Source organism: Isoptericola sp. NPDC057653, assembly GCF_042799955.1.
Classification (GTDB): Bacteria; Actinomycetota; Actinomycetes; order Actinomycetales; family Cellulomonadaceae; genus Isoptericola.
In genome coordinates, this window is record NZ_JBHVHP010000001.1 from 252,280 (window position 1) to 271,244 (window position 18,965).

An 18,965-nucleotide genomic window follows, 5' to 3' on the forward strand; every position below is an offset into this window, starting at 1 on the left:
CGTTGCAGGAGAGAGCCCCGTGACCGACCCGACCTCGACCATCCTCGCCCTCGACGCCGTCGTCGACCTCGACGTCCCGGGCCCCACGATCAGCCGCCACCTGTACGGGCACTTCGCCGAGCACCTCGGCCGGTGCGTCTACGAAGGGTTCTGGGTGGGCGAGGACTCCGACATCCCGAACGTCGGCGGTATCCGCACGGACGTCGTGGAGGCGCTGCGGGAGCTCGCGATCCCCAACCTCCGCTGGCCCGGCGGCTGCTTCGCCGACACGTACCACTGGCGCGACGGCGTCGGCCCGGCCGCCGACCGCCCGCGCATCGTCAACACCCACTGGGGCGACGTCGTGGAGGACAACTCCTTCGGCACGCACGAGTTCATGGCCCTGTGCGACCTGCTCGGCACCGCCCCGTACATCTCGGGGAACGTCGGCTCGGGCACGGTGCAGGAGACCGCGGACTGGGTGGAGTACCTGACCCGCGGCGACGACTCGCCGATGGCGCGCCTGCGCCGCGAGCACGGCCGCGACGAGCCGTGGGGCGTGTCGTTCTTCGGCATCGGCAACGAGCCGTGGGGCTGCGGCGGCAACCTGCGCGCCGACCAGTTCGCGTCGCTCGCGCGGCAGCACGCGACCTACGCCCGCGACCACGGCGGCAACCGCCTGGTCCGGGTGGCCGCGGGGGCGTCGGACGACGACTACGCGTGGACCGAGACCCTCATGCAGCAGGTCGCGAAGCTCGGCGACGCCGACCCCCGCGACCTGTGGCAGATGGTCTCGTTCCACTTCTACACGTTCGCCGGGACGTGGGGGGACAAGGGCGCCGCCACCGAGTTCACGCGCGACGAGTACTGGGCCACGATGCGCAAGGCGCTCGACGTGCGCCGCATCATCGCCGGCCATTCGGCGGTCATGGACGCCTACGACCCGCAGGCGCGGATCGGGCTGGCTCTCGACGAGTGGGGCACGTGGTGGAACGTGGAGCGGGGCACCAACCCCGGCTTCCTGTACCAGCAGAACGCGATGCGCGACGCGCTGGTCGCGACGGTGCACTTCGACGCCTTCCACGACCACGCCCGCCGCCTGCGCCTGGCGAACATCGCGCAGACGGTCAACGTGCTGCAGTCGATGCTGCTCACCGACGGGGCCCGGATGATCCGGACGCCCACGTTCCACGCCTTCGCCATGAGCACGGGGCACCACGACGCCGCGAGCCTCCCGGTCCGCGAGCGCGCCGCGCGGGCCACGCGCGACGTCGACGGCACGGCGGTGGGAACGGTCTCGGCGTCGGCGTCCACGAAGGACGGTGCGGTGCTCGTCTCGCTGACGAACCTCGACCCGGACGCCCCCGCGACGGTGCGCGTCGACCTGCGCGGGCACGCGGTGAGCGATCCCGTCGCGACGGTGCTCGCCGCCGACGACCCCGCCGCGCACAACACCTTCGACGCGCCCGACGCCGTCGCGCCGCGCCCGCTGGACGGCGTGCGCCTCGAGGGCGGCGTCCTCACGGTGGAGCTGCCGCCGGCGGCGTTCGCGACGGTGCGCCTCGCGCTCGCGTCGTAGGGCCCGCGCGCGAGTGACCAGCCATGATGTGAGACAGATGGTCCCAATCACTGGATGGTGGGTGTAGACCAAGGGGTGTGACCAGCCCCGCGGTCGACCACCGCTCCCCCACCGACCCCGCCGTCGCCGAGCACCCGCACTGGCGGCGCAACCTCGCCGTCGGCACGGCCGGCTCGTTCACCACCCTCGTCGCGATGACCCTGCTCGTGCCGTTCCTGCCCGAGTACGTGCGGCAGCTCGGCGTCGAGGACCCGGGCGCGGTGGTGCGCTGGTCAGGGATCGCCTACGGGGCCACGTTCCTCACGGCGGCGCTCACCGCGCCGCTGTGGGGGGCGCTGGGCGACCGGTTCGGCCGCAAGTCGATGCTCGTGCGCGCGAGCCTCGGCATGGCCGTGGCCATGACGCTGCTCGGGTTCGTGCAGAGCGTGGAGCAGCTCGTCGCCGTGCGGCTGCTGGTGGGGCTGCTCGGCGGCTACTCGTCGGGCGCCACCATCCTGGTGGCCGCGCAGACGCCGAAGGACCGCAGCGCGTGGGCGCTCGGCGTGCTGTCGTCGGGCATCCTCGCGGGCAACGTCGTCGGGCCGCTGGTGGGCGGTTTCGTGCCGGACTGGGTGGGCATCCGGCCGACGTTCGTCGTGTGCGGTGCGGTGATCTTCCTGGCGTTCCTCGCCACCACGTTCCTGCTGCGCGAGCCGCGCGCCGTCCCCGGCGCCCCGCGCACGGCCCGCCGCGCCCCCGGCGGCGTGTGGCGGCAGGTGCGGCGGCCGGGCGCCGTCGCCGTCCTGATCGCGACGTCGAGCCTGCTGCTGTTCTCGACGATGTCGATCGAGCCGATCGTCACCGTGTACGTCGAGGACCTCGGTCAGCTCTCGCGCGCGGCGGGGGTCGCGGGGATCCTCGTCGCGCTCACCGCCGTGGGCAGCGTCGTCGCGGCGCCGCGGGTCGGCCGGCTCGCCGACCGGGTCGGGCACGCCCGGGTGGTGGTGGCCTGCCTCGCCGCCGCGGGCGTGCTGGCCCTCGCCCAGGCGCTCGTGACGAACGTCTGGCAGCTCGGCGTCCTGCGGGTGCTGCTGGGGCTGAGCCTCGGCGGCCTGCTGCCGTCGATCACCGCGGCGGTGCGCCACCTCGCCCCGCCGGACGCCGTCGGCCGCGTGCTCGGCCTCGGCGTCTCGGCGCAGTACGTGGGCCAAGTGACCGGCCCGGTCCTCGGCGGGGTCGTCGCGGCCCGGCACGGCCTGCGCGCCGTCTTCGTCGCCACCGCCGTCGTGCTGCTCGCGGCGGCCGCGCTGAACCTCGTCGTCGTGCGGCGGGCCGACCGCCGAACAGGCGGTTGAGCACGGAATGCGTCCGTGTTCCGTGCTCAACCGCCTGTTCGGCGACCGGTCGGGGGGACAGGCCGGGTCGGGCTGAGCCGTTCAGCGACCCAGGACGGCCCGGGTCGCGACGTCGGGCCGCAGGTCGAGCCGCCGCAGGAGCTGCGCGTTGAGCGCCACCACCACGGTGGACAGCGACATGAGCAGCGCGCCGACGGACATCGGCAGCACGAACCCGACCGGGGCGAGCACGCCGGCCGCCAGCGGCACCGACAGCAGGTTGTAGCCCGCCGCCCACCACAGGTTCTGCTTCATCTTGCGGTAGCTGGCCCGCGACAGCTCGATCACGGACAGCACCGACCGGGGGTCGTCGCTGGCCAGGATGACGCCGGCCGAGGCGATGGCGACGTCCGTGCCCGCGCCGATGGCGATGCCGACGTCGGCCTGCGCGAGCGCCGGGGCGTCGTTGACGCCGTCCCCGACCATCGCGACCCGCTTGCCCTCCGCCTGCAGCTCCGCGACGCGCGCCGACTTGTCCTCCGGCCGCACCCCCGCGAACCAGCGGTCGACGCCCAGCTCGTCGGCCACGGACCGGGCCACGGCCTCGGCGTCGCCGGTGATCATCACGACCTGCACGCCCAGGCGGTGCAGCGCCTCGACCGCCTCCGCGGACTCCGCCCGCACCTCGTCCGCGAGCTTCAGCCCGCCGACGACGACGCCGTCGCGCAGCACGTGCAGGATGATCGCGCCGTCCCCGCGCCACCCGTCGGCCTCGGCCACCTCGCCGGCGCCCTGCTCCTCGAGGAGGCGCGGGCCGCCGACGCGGACCTCGTGCCCGCCGACCGTCGCGACCACGCCCACCGCCGGCGACGAGGTGAAGTCCGCCGCCCGCGGGACGTCGAGGCCGCGGGCCTCCGCCGCCCGGACGATCGCCCGGGCCAGCGGGTGCTCGCTGTCCGCCTCCGCGGCGGCGGCCAGCGCCAGGACGGCGTCGCCGTCGAGCGCCGCGCCGGTCGCGGCCACGGCGGCCACGGTCGGCTCGCCCTTGGTGAGGGTGCCGGTCTTGTCGAAGAGGACGGTGTCCACGGTGCGCATGCTCTCCAGCGCCAGGCGGTCCTTGACGAGCACGCCGCCGCGGGCCGCCCGCTCGGTCGCGATGGAGACCACCAGCGGGATGGCCAGGCCCAGCGCGTGGGGGCAGGCGATGACGAGGACGGTGATGGTGCGGACGACGGCGTCGTCCGGCAGCCCGAGGGCGGTCCAGGCGATCGCGGTGACGACCGCGGCGCCCAGCGCGAACCAGAACAGCCAGCCCGCCGCGCGGTCCGCGAGCCGCTGGGCCCGCGACGACGACGCCTGCGCCTCCGCGACCAGCCGCTGGATGCCCGCGAGCGCCGTGTCGTCACCGGTGGCGGTGACCTCGACCCGCAGGCCGGAGTCCGTGGCGACCGTGCCCGCCGTGACGGCGTCGCCCGTCGTGCGGGCCACCGTGCGCGACTCGCCCGTGACCATCGACTCGTCCATCTCGGCCCGGCCGTCCACCACGCGCCCGTCCGCGGGGACGGAGCCGCCCGGCCGCACCAGGACGACGTCGCCGACGCGCAGGTCCGACGGCGGCACCGTGACGACGCGCTGGTCCGCGCCGTCCCCCTCGACCCGCTCCGCCTCGTCCGGCAGCAGCGCCGCCAGCGAGTCCAGCGCGGACGTGGTCTGCGCCAGGGACCGCATCTCGATCCAGTGCCCCAGCAGCATGATCACGACCAGCAGCGCCAGCTCCCACCAGAAGTCGAGCTGGTGGTCGAGCACCCCGAGGCTGGCGCCCAGCGACGCGACGAACGCGACCGTGATCGCCAGGCCGATCAGCAGCATCATCCCGGGCTTGCGCGCCCGCAGCTCCGACACCGCCCCCGTGAGGAACGGCTTGCCGCCCCACACGTAGATCACCGTGCCCAGCACCGGGGACACCCAGTCCACCCACGCCGCGGCGGGGAGCTCGTAGCCCAGCACCATCGCGAACATCGGCGACAGCGCCACCGTGGGCACCGCCAGCGCCAGCATGATCCAGAACAGGCGGCGGAACTGGCCCACGTGGTCGCCGTGACCACCGTGGCCCCCATGGCCCGACATGTCGTGCCCCGCGTGCGCGTCGTGGCCCGCCATGTCGTGACCCGCGTGCGGGTCGTGGCCGGCACCGGCATGCTCGGCGTGGTCGTGCCCGTGCTCGTGATGGGCAGGGTGGCCCTCGTGGCCCGCGTGCTCGTCGTGACCGTGCTCCAGCACGCGCGCGGCGTCGTCGGGGCGGCGGTGCCCCGAGTGCTGGTCGGGAGTGGTGTGGTCCACGGCTCGATCCTCGTCTCGTCAGGATGGTTCGCGACTCGATTGATACCCCTAGGGGGTATCTCGTGCTCGGAACTCTATACCCCCTCCACGTATTCCGCCAGGGCTCGATGCCGACCGCCCGTCCCTCCGACCTGCGCGTTCGCCGCGGCCGCGGACGCCGAACAGGCGATCGCGCACCGTCTGAGAGCCCAGAACGTGCACAACCCCCTGTTCGGCGCCAGGCCTGCGCCGCGGGGAACAATCCCGAGGGGGCCCGCGTTGGGCGATGGCCGCCGTACGCCGTACGAAAGAAGGTCCCGTGCCCCAGCCCGCCCCGCAGACCGCCCCCACGACGCCCGCCACCGCTCCCACCGGCCCCGGCAGCACCCCGACGGTCGACCCGAGAACCGACCCTGGAGCCGCTCCAGACCCCGCGGCGCGCGCCGTCGCGGAGGAGCAGGCGACGCTCGACGCGGCGTGGGCACGACGCGCCACGGTGCTCGACGAGCTGGAGGAGACGCTCGCCGCGGCGCGACCGGAGGACGTCGCGGCGCGCGTGCGGGTCGCCCGGCTGCGGGCGCGGCGGTCGGAGCTGCGACAGGCGGACCACGGCCTGGTGTTCGGCCGGGTCGACGGCGACGACGGGTCGGTGCGCCACCTCGGCCGCGTGGGCCTGCCGGGCGCCACGGAGGACGACGACCCGCTCGTCGTCGACTGGCGCGCCCCCGTGGCCCGGCCGTTCTACACGGCCACGCCGGTGGACCCGCAGGGGCTGCGGCGGCGCCGGCACGTGCGCACGGACGGCCGCCGGGTGGTGGGCGTGGACGACGAGCCGCTCGACGGCAGCCTCGACGACTCGGGCCTGGTCGGCGAGGGCGCCCTCCTCGCCGCCCTGGACGAGCGGCGCACGGGCCGTATGGGCACCGCGGTCGCGACCCTGCAGCGGGAGCAGGACGACGTCGTGCGCGCGGACGCCCGCACCCCGCTGGTGGTGCAGGGCGGGCCGGGCACGGGCAAGACGGTGGTGGCGCTGCACCGGGTCGCGTACCTGCTGTTCGCGCACCCGCACCTGGCGGAGCGCGGGGTGCTGGTGCTGGGCCCGTCGATGCGGTTCCTCGACTACATCGCGCAGGTGCTGCCCGCGCTCGGGGAGACGGCGGTGGTCTCGGCCACGTGCGACACGCTCGTGCCGGGCGTCCGCCCGACGCGCGCGGAGGACCGCGACGTCGCCGAGCTCAAGGGCCGGGCGGCGTGGCTGCCCGCGCTGCGCCGGTTCGTCACGTCGCTCGAGCCCGCGGACGGCCCGCTCGCCCTCGTGCTCGACGGCGAGGAGTACCTGCTGCCCGCCGCGCAGCTCGCCGCGGCCCGCCGTGCGGCGGCGGGGGCCGGGTCGTACCACCGCGCCCGCGATCGCGTCGTGGACCGGGTGCACGACCTGCTCACGGACGCCGTCGCCGACCGCCAGGCCGAGCTGCTCGCCCGCGCGGAGGAGGGGTTCGAGGACGTGCTCGGCCGGCTCGACGCCGCGCTCGCGAGGTCCGACGACCGCGCGCTGCACACCGGCGCCACCGGCTCCGACGTCGACGGCGTGCTGTCCGACGCGGACCTCGACGCCCTGCGCGAGCGCGTCGCCGCCGACCGGGGCGTCGCGGCGGCGCTCGACGCCTGGTGGCCGCGCCGCGTCGCCGCCGACGAGCTGACCCGGCTGCTCGGCGACGCCGACCTGCTGCGCGCCCACGCGGGCCCGGGCACCGGGTCCGGTCTCACGGACGCGGACGTCGCGCGCGTGGCCGCCGAGCCCGCGGGCGGCGCCGCCGGCTGGGCGAGCAGCGACGTCCCGCTGCTCGACGCGCTGGCCGAGCTGCTCGGCTCGCCCGCGGACGACGGCGCCGGCCGGGACGACCCCCGGGCCAGCGTCGACGGCAGGGACGACGGCACGGACGACGAGGACGGCGTCTTCGTGGCCGGCCGTGCGGCCGCGCGGCGGGACTGGACGTACGGCCACGTCGTGGTGGACGAGGCGCAGGAGCTGTCCGGGATGCAGTGGCACATGGTGGTGCGCCGCTGCCCCACCCGGTCGGTGACGGCGGTGGGCGACATCGACCAGGCGTCGTCCGCGCACCGCCAGACGGACTGGGGCGAGGCCGTGGGCGACGCCCTCGGCGACCGCTGGCGGCGCGCCGACCTCACCATCTGCTACCGCACGCCGCGCGAGGTCATGGAGCTCACCGGCCCGGTGCTGCGCCGCGCGGGGAGCCGCAACGACCCGCCGCGCGCGGTCCGCTCCGCGCCCGTCGCGCCGTGGCGGCGCGCCACCACGGAGGACGGGCTCCCGGCCCTGGTCGCCGACGCGGTCACCGGTATGGCGGCGCGGTACGAGGGCGGCACGGTGGGGGTGGTCGCGCCCGTCGCGCGGCTCGCGGGGCTCCGCGCGGCCCTGCCGGACGGCACGCCGGCGATGTCCGCCACGGACGCGAAGGGCCTGGAGTGGGACGGCGCCGTCGTGGTCGACCCGGACGGGATCGCGGCGGAGCCGCGCGGCTGGAACGGGCTGTACGTGGCGCTGACGCGCTGCACGCAGGAGCTCGGCCAGGTGGTGGTGGGCTCCCTCTGACCTTCCTCAAATCGACTGCGCGCCCCGGGCACCGGCCAGCAAGATGACGGCGCGACATCATCTGCCGTGATCGCCGAGGTGAGGAGTCCCATGCGCGTCCTGGTGACCGGAGGCGCCGGGTACGTCGGGTCTCACACCGTGCTCCGGCTGCTCGGGGCCGGGCACGACGTCGTCGTGGTCGACGACTTCTCCCGGGGCGCCCCCGCCGCGCTGGAGCGGGTGGAGATCCTGGCGGGCCGGCCGGTCCCCGTGCACGTCTTCGACAGCGCCGACATCGACTCCCTCGAGCGGCTCTTCGACGCCGAGGGCTTCGACGCCGTCCTGCACCTCGCGGGCGTCAAGCGCCCGGGGGCGCCCGGCGTGCGGCCCCTGGACAGCTACGAGACCAACCTCGGCACCACGTTCACGCTGCTGCGCTGCATGGCCTGGTACGGCGTCGACCGGCTCGTCGTGTCGTCGTCGGCCGCGGTGTACGGGGAGGGCCGCGACCTGCCGCACCGGGAGGACGCGCCCCTCGCCCCGTCCGGCCCGGTGGGCCGCAGCCACGCGATGAACGAGCAGATCCTGCGCGACGTCGTGGCCGACGCCGGCCCGCGCCTGCGCGTCGGCGTCGTGCGCCACTTCACCACCGCCGGGGCGCACCCGTCCGCGACGCTCGGCCCGGACCGTCCGGGCATGGCGGCGGGGCTGCTCACCGCCGTCGCCGAGACCGCGGCGGGCACGCGCGACCGGCTCGACGTGCACGGCGACGACCACCCGACGCCCGACGGCACCGCGATGCGCGACTACGTGCACGTGGACGACCTGGCCGCCGGGCACGTGGCCGCCCTGGCCGGGCTCGACGACGCGGACCAGCAGCTGTCCACCTGGAACCTCGGCAGCGGCCGGCCCACCAGCGTGCTCGAGGTCGTCCGGGCGTTCGAGTCCGTCACCGGCCGCGCCGTGCCGTACCGGGTCACGGGCCGGCAGGCGGGCGACGTCGCCGTGTCGTACGCCGACCCCGGCCGCGCGGAGGCGGAGCTGGGCTGGCGGGCCACCCGCGGCATCGAGGACATCTGCCTCGACCTGTGGCGCTGGCACCAGCGCAACCCCGGCGGCTACCCGGCGGCGCTGGCCCCGTCCACGCCGTGGCGCGGGGGCGTCGGGCACCGGCTGCGGCTCGTCTCCGCCGTGCCTGCCGCGTCCTCCTGGTAGGGACGACGGCGGGCGGCCGGGATCGTCAGTCCTTCGTCTCGCGGTAGTACCGCAGGGCGCCGGGGTGCAGCTCGACCGGGTCGGTGAAGATGGCGCGGACACGGTCGAGGTTCGCCGCCGACGGCACCTGGGCGGCGATCTGCGACCGCGCGTCGAACAGGGTGGAGACCAGGGTGCGGGCCTCGGCGTCGGGCATGTCGCCGCGCACCATGAGGAAGTTCGGCACGGCGAGCGTCTCGACCGCGGCCGACGAGCCGTACATCCCCTTCGGCACGATGCCGTGCCGGTAGCCGCTGCCGTACCGTGAGCGCACCTCCTCGACGAGGTCCCCCAGGGGCACGAGGCGCACGGGCACGTCGTCCGCGAGCGCCGTCAGGCCGGGGGTGCGCAGCCCGCCCGACCAGAAGAAGGCCTCGATGTCGCCGTCCCGGAGGGCCGCGATCGAGTCGTCCAGGCCGAGCCTGGTGTCCGTGAGCGCGGCGCGGGGCACGTCGGCGGCGGAGAGCAGGCGTTGCGCGATGAGGGCCGTGCCGGACCGCGGGGCGCCGAGCGACACGCGCCTGCCGCGCAGGTCGGCGATCGAGCGCACGTCGGAGCCGGCGGGCACCACCAGGTGCACGAAGTCGTCGTAGACGCGGCCCAGCGCGCGCACGTCGAGGGGCTCGTCGAACTCCCCCTCGCCGGCGACGGCGTCCCGGGCGGCGTCGGCGGCGCTGAACGCCACCTGCGCCGTGCCGGCGTCGAGGCTCTGCAGGTTCTCCACGGAGCCGCCGGTCTCGTCCACCTCGACCGGCAGGTCGTACCGCTCCTCGAGCACCTTCGCGATGGCGACGCCGTACGCGTGGTAGATGCCGGTGGATCCGCCGGTGGCCACGGTGAGCGTGTCGGGCTGGTTCCCCTCCCACGGGTCGCCCGCCGCGTCGTCGCCCACGCAGCCCGCGAGCAGCGGCAGGACCAGCAGCGCGGCGGCGAGCGCCGCGAGCAGGGGGCGGCGCGTCGTCGGCCGGGTGCTCACGACACCGCCTCCGGCGCGAGCGCGGGCATGCGCAGCCGCACCTCGAAGCCGCCGCCGTCGGGCAGGGCGAGGCGCAGTCCCCCGCCGCCGGTGGCGAGCAGCTCCGACGCGATGGCGAGGCCGAGCCCCGAGCCGCGGACGGTGCCGTGCCCGGGCGAGCGCCAGAACCGTTCCGCCAGCCGCTCCAGCTCCTCGGGCGGCACGCCCGCGCCGTGGTCGCGCACGGTGACCTCGACCATGCCCGCCGCGTCGCCGTCGTCGGGCACGCCGACGGTGACGTCGATGCGGCCGCCGTCGGGCGAGAACTTCACCGCGTTGTCGAGCACGGCGTCGAAAGCACACTCCAGGGCGATCTCGTTGAGCTCCGCCCACGCGCCCTCGGGGGCGTCGTCGAAGGCGAGGTGGCGGCCGACGGCGAGGAGCCGCCAGCTCTCGACGCGGCGGGCGACGAGCTCCACGACGTCCACCGGGCGCGCGCCGGCGGCCAGGTTCGCGTCGTCGGCGAGGAGCAGCAGCGCGTCGAGGATGTGCGCCATGCGCACGGCCTCGGCGCGGACGTGCGCCACCTCGGTGGCGTGCTCGTCCGGCGCCGAGAGCGCCAGGTCCTCGACGCGCAGCATGAGCGCGTTGAGCGGGTTGCGCAGCTCGTGCGACGCGTTGGAGGCGAACTCCTGCTGGCGGTGCATCGAGTGCTCCACCTGGGCGGCCATGGCGTTGAACCGCGTGATGACCTCGCGCAGCTCCGGCGGGCCGGTGGACGGCGGGATGCGAGCGTCGAGGCGGCCGCGGCCGATCTCGCCCATCGCGGCGTCGACGGCGCGCACGGGGCGCAGCACCCAGCCCGCGGTGCGGTGCGCGATGACGACGGCGAGCACGCACATGACGAGGCCCGCCGCCACGAGGATCCCCCAGCTCGACCAGATGCTGCGGGAGACCGACGAGGCCTCGGAGACGGTGAGGACCGCACCCACCAGGTCGCCGCCGTCGTAGACGGGCTCGGCGACGACGATGCGGTCGGCCTTCCACGGCAGGGTGCTCAGCGCCGCCTCGCCCCGCCGGCCCGCGAGCGCGGCGTGCCGCTCGTCCAGGTCGTCGGCGTCGAGCCCGTTGGACGCCCACACGGCGCCCGACTGGTCGAGGACGGCCGCCCCCACCCCGTACACGTCGCGGTACCGCTTGAGGTCGCCCGCGACGATCGCCGGGTCGTCGGCGGTGAGCGACTGGCGTGCCGTGATCACGAGGTAGCCGGCGTCGGCCAGCCGGTCCAGGTAGACCTCCTGCTGGTTGGCGCGCGCCACGTTGCCGGAGTACGCGGCGCCGAGCAGGACGAGCACGAGCACGCAGGGCACGAACAGGATGATCGCCAGCCGGCTCCGCATCGACGTCTAGGCCCCCGCGCCGCGCGGCGCGGCCGCGTCCCCGCCGTCGGGCGCGACCATCCGGTAGCCCACGCCGCGGACCGTCTCGACCAGGTCGGGCTCGCCGAGCTTGCGGCGCAGGGAGGCGACGTGCACCTCGAGCGTGCGGCCGAGGCCCTTCCAGCTCGACCCCCACACGTCGCGCAGGATGCGCTCGCGCGTGAGGACCGACCCCTGCTGGCGCACGAGCAGCGCGAGCAGGTCGAACTCCTTGCGCGTCAGCTCGACGACGGTACCCGCCGCCCGCCGCACCTCGCGCCGCGCCAGGTCCACCACCACGCCCCGCACCCGGATGCGCGCGTCGGGGGCCTCGGCGCGCTGTCCGTCCCACTCGCGGCCGCGGCCGCGGCGGAGCACGGCGTCGATCCGGGCGAGCACCTCGCGCACGTCGTAGGGCTTGGTCACGTAGTCGTCGGCGCCGAGCTCCAGCCCCTGGATGCGCGCGTCGAGGCGCGTGCGGGCCGTGACCATGATGATCGGGGTGTCCGAGACGCGGCGGATGCGGCGGCACACCTCGAAGCCGTCGATGTCGGGCAGCGTGAGGTCCAGCAGCACCATGTCCGTGCGGGGGCTGACCTCGCGCAGGGCGGACGCGCCGTCGCGGGCGCGGACCACCTCGAAACCGTGCCGCCGGAGCACGGACACGAGCGCGCCTGCGACGTGGTCGTCGTCCTCGACCACCAGCAGCTGCACGTGTCCGTCCCTCCCTCGGGCGCCTGGAGCGCACAGGCTAGCCGAGCAACGTTTCGGTGCCCACCGCCCGACCGGCTCCCGGGACCGGCGCGTCAGAGCCAGCCGACGCGCCGGAAGACCCGGTAGAGCACCACGCAACCCACCGCCATGAGCGCCAGCGCGAACGGGTACCCGAGCAGCCAGTGCAGCTCCGGCATGTTGCGGAAGTTCATGCCGTAGATGCCCGCGATCACCGTGGGGTAGACGAGGATCGCCGCCCAGGCCGAGATCTTGCGCATGTCCTCGTTCTGCCGCACCGACACCTGGGAGAGATGCACCTGCAGCATGTCGGAGAGCAGTCCGTCGTGCGCGTCGAGGTGCCGGTCGATCCGCTCCACGGTGGTCGCGACCCGCTCCAGCGGGCGCCGGTCCGCGACGACCCGGCGTCCGTCGCCGTCCGTGAGCTCCGGCAGCTCGGCCGCCACCGGCAGCAGCGCGCGCCGCGCCTCGGTGATCTCGCGCTTGAGGTCGTACAGCCGCTGCACCGGGTCGGAGACCGAACGGTCGAAGACGAGGCGCTCCGTGTCGGCGACGGCGTCGCCCAGCGCGACCTCCACCTCCGACGCCACGCCCACCAGCCCCAGCACCACGGCGAGCGCCACGCGCTGCGCGCCCGACCCGTGCGCCGGGCCGGGGCCGCGCAGGCGGTCCAGCGCCCGGTCGTGCACCTGCGCCCCGCCCGCCTCGAACGTGAGCACCGTGTCCGGGCCGGCGAGGACGCCGAGCTCGCCGGTGTGCACCTGCCGGTCGTCCTCGGTGTACCAGACCGTGGGCGTGAGCACCGCGACCCAGTCGTCGTCGAGCCACCGCACCGCCGCCGTCGGCCGCTTCGGCACCTCCCGCGTGACGGCGTGCACCGCCGCCAGCCGTTCCCGCAGCGCCGGGTCCAGCTCCTGGGCCGCCGCCAGGAACCCGTGCTTGTCCGTGACGTGCACCCAGCGCGCCGGGTGCTCGTCGTCCGGCGCGTCCACCGGCGGGCCGTGCGTCCCGACGAACCACTGCCCCGCCGCCCGGCCCTCGTCGTCCGTCACCCCCGCATTCTCCGGCCCCGCGGGCCGGACGGCACGGCAGGCTCGCCCGGGGCGGCGACGTCGGCAGTTCGCGCTCACGACGGCAGCTCGAACTGCCGACGTCGTCCTGAACTGCCGATGTCACCCCACGCTGGCGGCCGGGACCGGCTCGACGACCGGCCGGCGCTGCGCGGCTCGTGCGGCCAGGGCCGCCGCGCCGGCGCCGGCGGCGACGAAGATCGCGCCGAGCACGAGCCAGCCGGGGGTGCCGTACCGGATGGGCAGCATCGTCACGACGACCGGCGCGGCCATGCCCGCGAGCGCGTAGCCGGTCTGGGACAGGCCCTGGTAGGCGCCCGCACGACGCTGGTCGGCGAGCTCGAAGGCCATGCCCCAGCCGCCGGCCTCGGACACCACCTCGCCGAGGGAGTGCGCGACGGCGGCGAGGACCAGCAGGGCGGTCGCCGCGACGAGGCTGCCGTGACCGGCCGCCGCGTACAGCACGCAGGCGACCGCGAGCAGGACGGCGCCGCGGCGCACGGCCCGGCCCGCGCCCCGCACGTCGTGGGTGCCGCGGGAGGCGCGCACCTGCAGCAGCGCCACCAGCACGGTGTTGACCACCAGCAGCGCGGACACGACGGCCGTGGGCGCGTCGGTGGTCGCGACCCACAGCGGCACGCCCACGGTCATGACCCCGAACTGCATGGCCACGACGGCGTTGAGGACGACGCTCGCCACGTACGTGCCGTCGCGCAGGGGGTGGCGGGCGGGCGCCTCCTCGACGAGGCCGCCGGCGCCCTCCGGGGCGGGCGGGTCGGCGAGGAGGCGGGCGGCCAGGTCGGGCACGCGGCGGGGCAGCACGGCGAGCGGCGCGACCGCGGCGAGCAGCAGCACGGCCGTGGCGACCATCGCGGTGCGGTACGCCACGGCGGTGTCGAGCAGCAGGGCGACGGCGGCCGCGAGCGTGCCCAGCCCGATGAAGACGTTCATCACCACGCGCAGGCGGGCCCGGACGTCGACGCGCTCGGGGCCGGTGAACCAGCGGGCGAGCAGCGCCTGGCGCGCCGTCGAGTGCACGCCGCGCGCGCCGCTGGCGACGATCGCCACGGCGGTGAACGTCAGGGCGTCGCCGGCGAACGAGTAGGCCGCCAGCGCCAGCGCCTGGACGGCGACGCCCCACACCTGCACGCGGTGCGCCCCCTGCCGGTCGGACCAGCGCCCGGCCAGGAACGCCCCGAGCACGCCCGCGCCGCCCGCGATCCCCAGGCCGAGCCCGACCGTGGCCGCGGGCAGCCCGACCACCCGCGTGAAGTACAGGACGGAGACCGCGTAGAAGACGCCGTTCGACGCCGCGAGCGCCATCGTCGAGAAGGTGAGGGCGCGCGCGACGGGGTTGCGCGGGAGGAGGGTCCGGAGCACGGCACCAGTAGGCGGCACCCGGTGCCGGGGCAGAACGGATGTAGCGGAACGCTACATCTATGCTCACCCTGCGGGACGGGCCCGCGGCGACGGAGGCACGCATGGGCTGGATGCACTACGAGCTCGCCGGCATGGACCTCGCGGACGTGCGGTTCGCCGTCTCCCCGCTGAACGAGCTCGTCCTGTCGCTGCGCGCGTGGCGCGACCCGGGCCGCTACCCCGTCCACCTGCCGTGGCTGCGCCGCGTCGAGGAGGCGCGGCCGTCGCTCGACGGCGACATGCTGCTGGCGCTCACCAACGAGTCGATGTGGACGCCGGACTACCTCACGCCCCGCCCGGGCAGCCCGCTCACCCGCATCGACGACGAGCTGGCCGCCGTGGCCGCCGTCGACGACGCGGTGGTGGCGCACGACCTCGACGCGGTGCACCCGGGCGGGCTGCCCGCCGCGCTGCGGGGGCCGCTCCCGGCGGTGCGGCGGCGGGTCCTCGACGCGCTCTCCGGCTACTGGGACGCGTGCTTCGCCCCGGCCTGGCCGCGGATGCGCGCGGTGCTGCAGGCCGACGTCGTGCACCGCGGCACCGTGATCTCGGCGCACGGCGCGGGCGCGATGTTCGCCGACCTGTCCCCGCGGGTCTCGTTCGCCGACGGCGTGGTCAGCGTCCGCCTGGGGACCCTCAACGCGGCGTTCCGCCGCGCCACCGCGGGCGTGGGGCTCACGCTCGTGCCCACGCTGTTCACCCGTGGGGCGTCGGCTCCGATCTCGCCCGCCGAGCCGCCGGTGATCATGTACGGCGCGCGCGGCACGGGCACGCTGTGGCAGGCGGAGCGGCAGGTGGCGGACGACGCGCTCGTGGCGGTGCTGGGGCGCGCGCGGGCCGGGCTGCTCACCGCGCTGGAGCGACCCGCGTCCTCCACGGAGCTGGCGCGCCGCCTCGACGTCACGACCAGTGCCGTGAACCAGCACCTGCGCGTGCTGCGCGACGTGGGCCTCCTCACGTCCGCCCGCGCCGGACGGTCCGTGCTGTACCTGCGCTCGGAGGTCGGCGACGCCCTGGTGGGCCCGCCGCGCTGACCGGACTCCGCCACCACCGGCGACACGCCCGCATGACCCATGTCACACGCCGGCGACCCCCCGTCGCCAATGTTCCCGACGCACCGTTGGTATCGTCCCAACGGTGCGTCGGCAACTGGTGCCGCCGCGGAAGGGAGACGCATGTTTCTGGCGTGGCGCGAGCTCGTGTTCGCGCGCTCACGGTTCGGCCTGATGGGGGGTGTCGTCGCACTCGTCGCGATCCTGGTCGTCATCCTCTCGGGCCTGTCCTCCGGCCTGGTGAACGACGGGGTCTCCGGGCTCAAGAACCTCCCGGTCACCGCGTTCGCGTTCGACGACGGGACCGCGGCGGACTCCGCCTTCTCCCGCAGCACCGTCGACCGGGGCCAGGCCGACACCTGGTCCGAGCAGGACGGCGTCGGGGAGGCGGCCCTCTTCGGCAACCAGCTCGTCAACGCGGAGGGCCCCGACGGCGAGGCGGTCGACCTCGCGCTCTTCGGCGTCGAGGCGGACTCGTTCCTCGCCCCGGCACCCGACGCCCTCCTCGACGGCACCGGCCTCGGCCGGCCCGACGGGATCGTCGTCAGCGACACGGTGACGGACCTCGGCCTCGGCGTGGGCGACACGGTGACGATCGACCGCCTGGGCACCGACCTGACGATCGTGGGCGTCCTGGACGGCCAGCACACGTTCGGGCACGTCGACGTGGCCTACGTGCCGCTCGCCACCTGGCAGGAGATCCATGCCGGCGCGGAGCCCGGCGCCGACGTCCGGCCCGAGGCCTACGACGAGGCCACCGCCGTCGCGCTCCGCGCGGAGGACGGGGCCACGATCGACCTCGCGGCCGGTGACGACGCCGCGGGCACGACGGCCGTCCCGCTCGCGGACTCGTTCGACTCCTCCCCCGGGTTCACGGCCGAGACGCTCACCCTCGACCTGATCCAGACGTTCCTCTACGCCATCTCGGCCCTGGTCGTGGGCGCGTTCTTCACCGTCTGGACGATCCAGCGCAAGCACGAGATCGCCGTCGCCCGCGCGATGGGCGCCTCCACCCGCTACCTCGTGGGCGACGCCCTCGGGCAGGCCGCCGTCGTCCTCGTCGGCTCGACCGTCGTCGGGCTCGCGGTCGGCGTCGGGTTCGGCGCGTTCCTCACGTCCACGCCCATGCCGTTCTCGCTGGAGGCCGGGCCCGTCGCCGCCGCCGCCGCGCTCCTCGTGGGGCTCGGGCTCGTCGGCGCCGCCGTCGCCGTCGGCCGCATCGCCCGCATCGACCCGCTCACCGCGCTCGGAGGACAACGATGACGCACCCGACCACGCCCACGACCTCCTCCGTGGCGGCCGCCACGGAGACGGCAGCCCCCGTGGCGGGCGGGCTCCGGCTGACCGACGTCACGTTGAGGCTCGGCGACGGCGACTCCACCGTGACCGCGCTCGACCGCGTCCACCTCGCCGTCCCGCCGGGCGAGCTCCTCGCCGTCGTGGGGCCGTCGGGCGCCGGCAAGTCGAGCCTCCTGGCCGTGGCCGGGGCGCTCACCCGTCCGGACTCCGGCACCGTCCTCGTCGACGACGCGGACGTGTCCTCGCTCCCGGCCGCCCGGCAGGCCGACCTGCGCCGCGACCGGATCGGCTTCGTGTTCCAGTCCGGGAACCTCCTGCCCGCGCTCACGGCGGTCGACCAGCTGCGGTTCGCGCTGCACGTCACGGGTGCCCGCGCGCGGCGACGGACCACGCGGTCGCCCCAGGAGCTCCTCGACCAGGTGGGGATGGGCCACAAGGCGGACCGCCGTCCGCACGAGCTCTCGGGCGGCGAGCGCCAGCGGGTGGGGATCGCGCGGGCCCTGGTCACCGCGCCCGCGCTGCTCCTCGTCGACGAGCCGACCGCGGCCCTCGACCGCGCACGCAGCCACGACGTCGTCGCACTGCTCGCCGCGGAGACGCACGACCACGGCGTCGCGACCGTCATGGTCACCCACGACCACGACGTGCTCGAGCACTGCGACCGCGTGGTCCGGATGGAGGATGGGAGACTGGTCGACTGACCGTCGCGCCCCGGGCCCACGCGGCCCGGGGCGCCCTGCCGCAGGAGGAGCCGTGCCGCGCATCAGCGCACCCACCGTCGCCGAGCACCGCTCGGCACAGCAGCGCGCGCTCCTCGACGCGGCACGGGCGATCCTCGCGGAGACGGGCCGCCCCCCGACGTTCACCGCCCTCGCCGAGCGGGCCGGCCTGGCACGCCCCAGCGTCTACCAGTACTTCCGCTCGGCGGACGACCTGCTGCAGGCCATGGTGGAGGACGTGTTCCCCCGGTGGGCGGCCACGGTCGCCGACGCCATGGACGCGGCCGACGACGGCGGCTCCCGCGTGCTCGCGTACGCGCGGGCCAACCTCGAGCTGGTGGCCGCGGGCGAGCACGCGCTCGCGACCGCGCTCGCCGACGTCGGGCCGGCGGCGGCGGTCGCCCAGGGGGTGCGGTCCATGCACGACGAGCTCCTGCGGCCCCTGATCGACACCCTGCGGGCGCTCCAGGTGCCCCAGCCCGCCAGGACGGCGGAGCTCCTCAACGCGGTCGTGAACACCGCGTCGCGGATGATCGAGGCCGGCGCCCCCCTCGAGGAGGCGTGGGCCGGCGTGGAGCAGCTGGTGGCGCCGTTCGCCGAGCGGGCGGGCCACGCCGCACCCGCCGCGCAGGGCTGACCCGGGCCGTCAGCGCCAGGTCCCCGCCCGGGCGAGGTGCGCGTCGAGCACGTCGAGCGCCCACGCGGGGTCGGCGTCGGGGTCCTGCCGCACGACGTGCAGCGCGAGGCCGTCGACCAGCGCGTGCAGCTCGCGCACCTCGACCTCGGCGGCGGGTCGGCCGGCGAGGGCGGCGAGCGCGGCGGCGCACACGTCGCGGATCGCGTCCTGGGCGGCGCGGTGCCCGTCGCGCAGGGTCGGGTCGGTGAGGGCCGCGGTGCCCAGGGCGAGGTAGACCTCCATCTCCGTACGCCGCTCGGCGTCGAGCGGCAGCAGCTGCGCCAGCACGGCGCGCGGGCCGCCGGGGGCGGCGACGTCGACGGTGTCGACGCGCTCGCGCAGCCGCTCCACGACGAGCGACACGGCGCGCTCGCGCACGCTCGCGACGGTGGGGAACGTGTACCGCAGGGAGCTCTGCGGCAGGCCGGCCTCGGCGGCGACGTTGCGGACGGAGAGCGCCTCGAGGCCGTCGCGCACGAGGACGCGCCACGCGGCCTCGGACACCTGGCGACGGCGTTCGTCACGGTCGAGTCTCTGGGGCACGCGCCCATGTTCGCACAGTCGTGCGAGGTGTGATAGAACTTTGTT

At 75.8% G+C, this 18,965-nt stretch carries 15 protein-coding genes; 8 read left to right on the top strand and 7 right to left on the bottom strand.

Annotation, left to right across the window (positions count from 1 at the left end; translation table 11 throughout):
* The first annotated feature begins 19 nt into the window (after positions 1–19).
* On the top strand, positions 20–1,558 hold the full coding sequence (locus ACFU9A_RS01110; protein WP_430573416.1) for an alpha-N-arabinofuranosidase: 1,539 nt from the start codon (positions 20–22) through the stop codon (positions 1,556–1,558).
* A 77-nt stretch (positions 1,559–1,635) separates the two neighbouring features.
* Entirely contained in the window at positions 1,636–2,892 is a 1,257-nt protein-coding gene (locus ACFU9A_RS01115) for an MFS transporter (protein WP_430573417.1), read from the top strand.
* An 81-nt stretch (positions 2,893–2,973) separates the two neighbouring features.
* Here ACFU9A_RS01115 and ACFU9A_RS01120 read toward each other — a convergent pair whose 3' ends face one another.
* A complete protein-coding gene (locus ACFU9A_RS01120) occupies positions 2,974–5,031 on the bottom strand; it encodes a heavy metal translocating P-type ATPase (RefSeq protein ID WP_430575320.1) in 2,058 nt (685 codons plus the stop codon).
* A gap of 478 nt (positions 5,032–5,509) precedes the next feature.
* Here ACFU9A_RS01120 and ACFU9A_RS01125 point away from each other — a divergent pair, with 478 nt between their 5' ends.
* The gene (locus ACFU9A_RS01125; RefSeq protein WP_430573418.1) at positions 5,510–7,804 is read left to right on the top strand and encodes a HelD family protein; all 2,295 of its coding nucleotides are present in this window, start codon (positions 5,510–5,512) and stop codon (positions 7,802–7,804) included.
* Between the two features lie 90 nt (positions 7,805–7,894).
* Positions 7,895–8,998 (top strand): UDP-glucose 4-epimerase GalE, encoded by a 1,104-nt coding sequence (gene galE, locus ACFU9A_RS01130; protein ID WP_430573419.1) that lies wholly within the window; start codon positions 7,895–7,897, stop codon positions 8,996–8,998.
* Positions 8,999–9,023: 25 nt separating this feature from the next.
* Here the strand turns inward: galE and ACFU9A_RS01135 are convergent, their stop codons facing one another.
* The 5 genes from ACFU9A_RS01135 to ACFU9A_RS01155 form a co-directional block, all read right to left on the bottom strand.
* The gene (locus ACFU9A_RS01135; RefSeq protein WP_430573420.1) at positions 9,024–10,013 is read right to left on the bottom strand and encodes a TAXI family TRAP transporter solute-binding subunit; all 990 of its coding nucleotides are present in this window, start codon (positions 10,011–10,013) and stop codon (positions 9,024–9,026) included.
* Complete coding sequence (locus ACFU9A_RS01140; RefSeq protein WP_430573421.1) at positions 10,010–11,392, bottom strand: ATP-binding protein; 1,383 nt, start codon at positions 11,390–11,392, stop codon at positions 10,010–10,012. Before ACFU9A_RS01140 ends, ACFU9A_RS01135 begins: the two co-directional genes overlap by 4 nt.
* A gap of 6 nt (positions 11,393–11,398) precedes the next feature.
* Positions 11,399–12,124: a response regulator transcription factor gene (locus tag ACFU9A_RS01145; protein ID WP_430573422.1), complete on the bottom strand. Its 726-nt coding sequence runs from the start codon at positions 12,122–12,124 to the stop codon at positions 11,399–11,401.
* A gap of 92 nt (positions 12,125–12,216) precedes the next feature.
* Positions 12,217–13,194, bottom strand: coding sequence for a CorA family divalent cation transporter (locus tag ACFU9A_RS01150; protein ID WP_430573423.1), 978 nt, complete (start codon positions 13,192–13,194; stop codon positions 12,217–12,219).
* Positions 13,195–13,314: 120 nt separating this feature from the next.
* A complete protein-coding gene (locus ACFU9A_RS01155) occupies positions 13,315–14,592 on the bottom strand; it encodes an MFS transporter (protein WP_430573424.1) in 1,278 nt (425 codons plus the stop codon).
* Positions 14,593–14,651: 59 nt separating this feature from the next.
* Here ACFU9A_RS01155 and ACFU9A_RS01160 point away from each other — a divergent pair, with 59 nt between their 5' ends.
* The 4 genes from ACFU9A_RS01160 (at position 14,652) to ACFU9A_RS01175 (ending at position 18,338) form a co-directional block, all read left to right on the top strand.
* Entirely contained in the window at positions 14,652–15,665 is a 1,014-nt protein-coding gene (locus ACFU9A_RS01160; RefSeq protein WP_430573425.1) for a DUF5937 family protein, read from the top strand.
* A 141-nt stretch (positions 15,666–15,806) separates the two neighbouring features.
* Entirely contained in the window at positions 15,807–16,946 is a 1,140-nt protein-coding gene (locus ACFU9A_RS01165) for an ABC transporter permease (protein WP_430573426.1), read from the top strand.
* Entirely contained in the window at positions 16,943–17,683 is a 741-nt protein-coding gene (locus ACFU9A_RS01170; RefSeq protein ID WP_430573427.1) for an ABC transporter ATP-binding protein, read from the top strand. Before ACFU9A_RS01165 ends, ACFU9A_RS01170 begins: the two co-directional genes overlap by 4 nt.
* 52 nt (positions 17,684–17,735) lie before the next feature.
* Entirely contained in the window at positions 17,736–18,338 is a 603-nt protein-coding gene (locus ACFU9A_RS01175) for a TetR/AcrR family transcriptional regulator (protein WP_430573428.1), read from the top strand.
* 9 nt (positions 18,339–18,347) lie between these two features.
* Here ACFU9A_RS01175 and ACFU9A_RS01180 read toward each other — a convergent pair whose 3' ends face one another.
* Positions 18,348–18,920, bottom strand: a complete 573-nt coding sequence (locus ACFU9A_RS01180; RefSeq protein WP_430573429.1) for a TetR/AcrR family transcriptional regulator — start codon at positions 18,918–18,920, stop codon at positions 18,348–18,350.
* Positions 18,921–18,965: the final 45 nt, after the last annotated feature.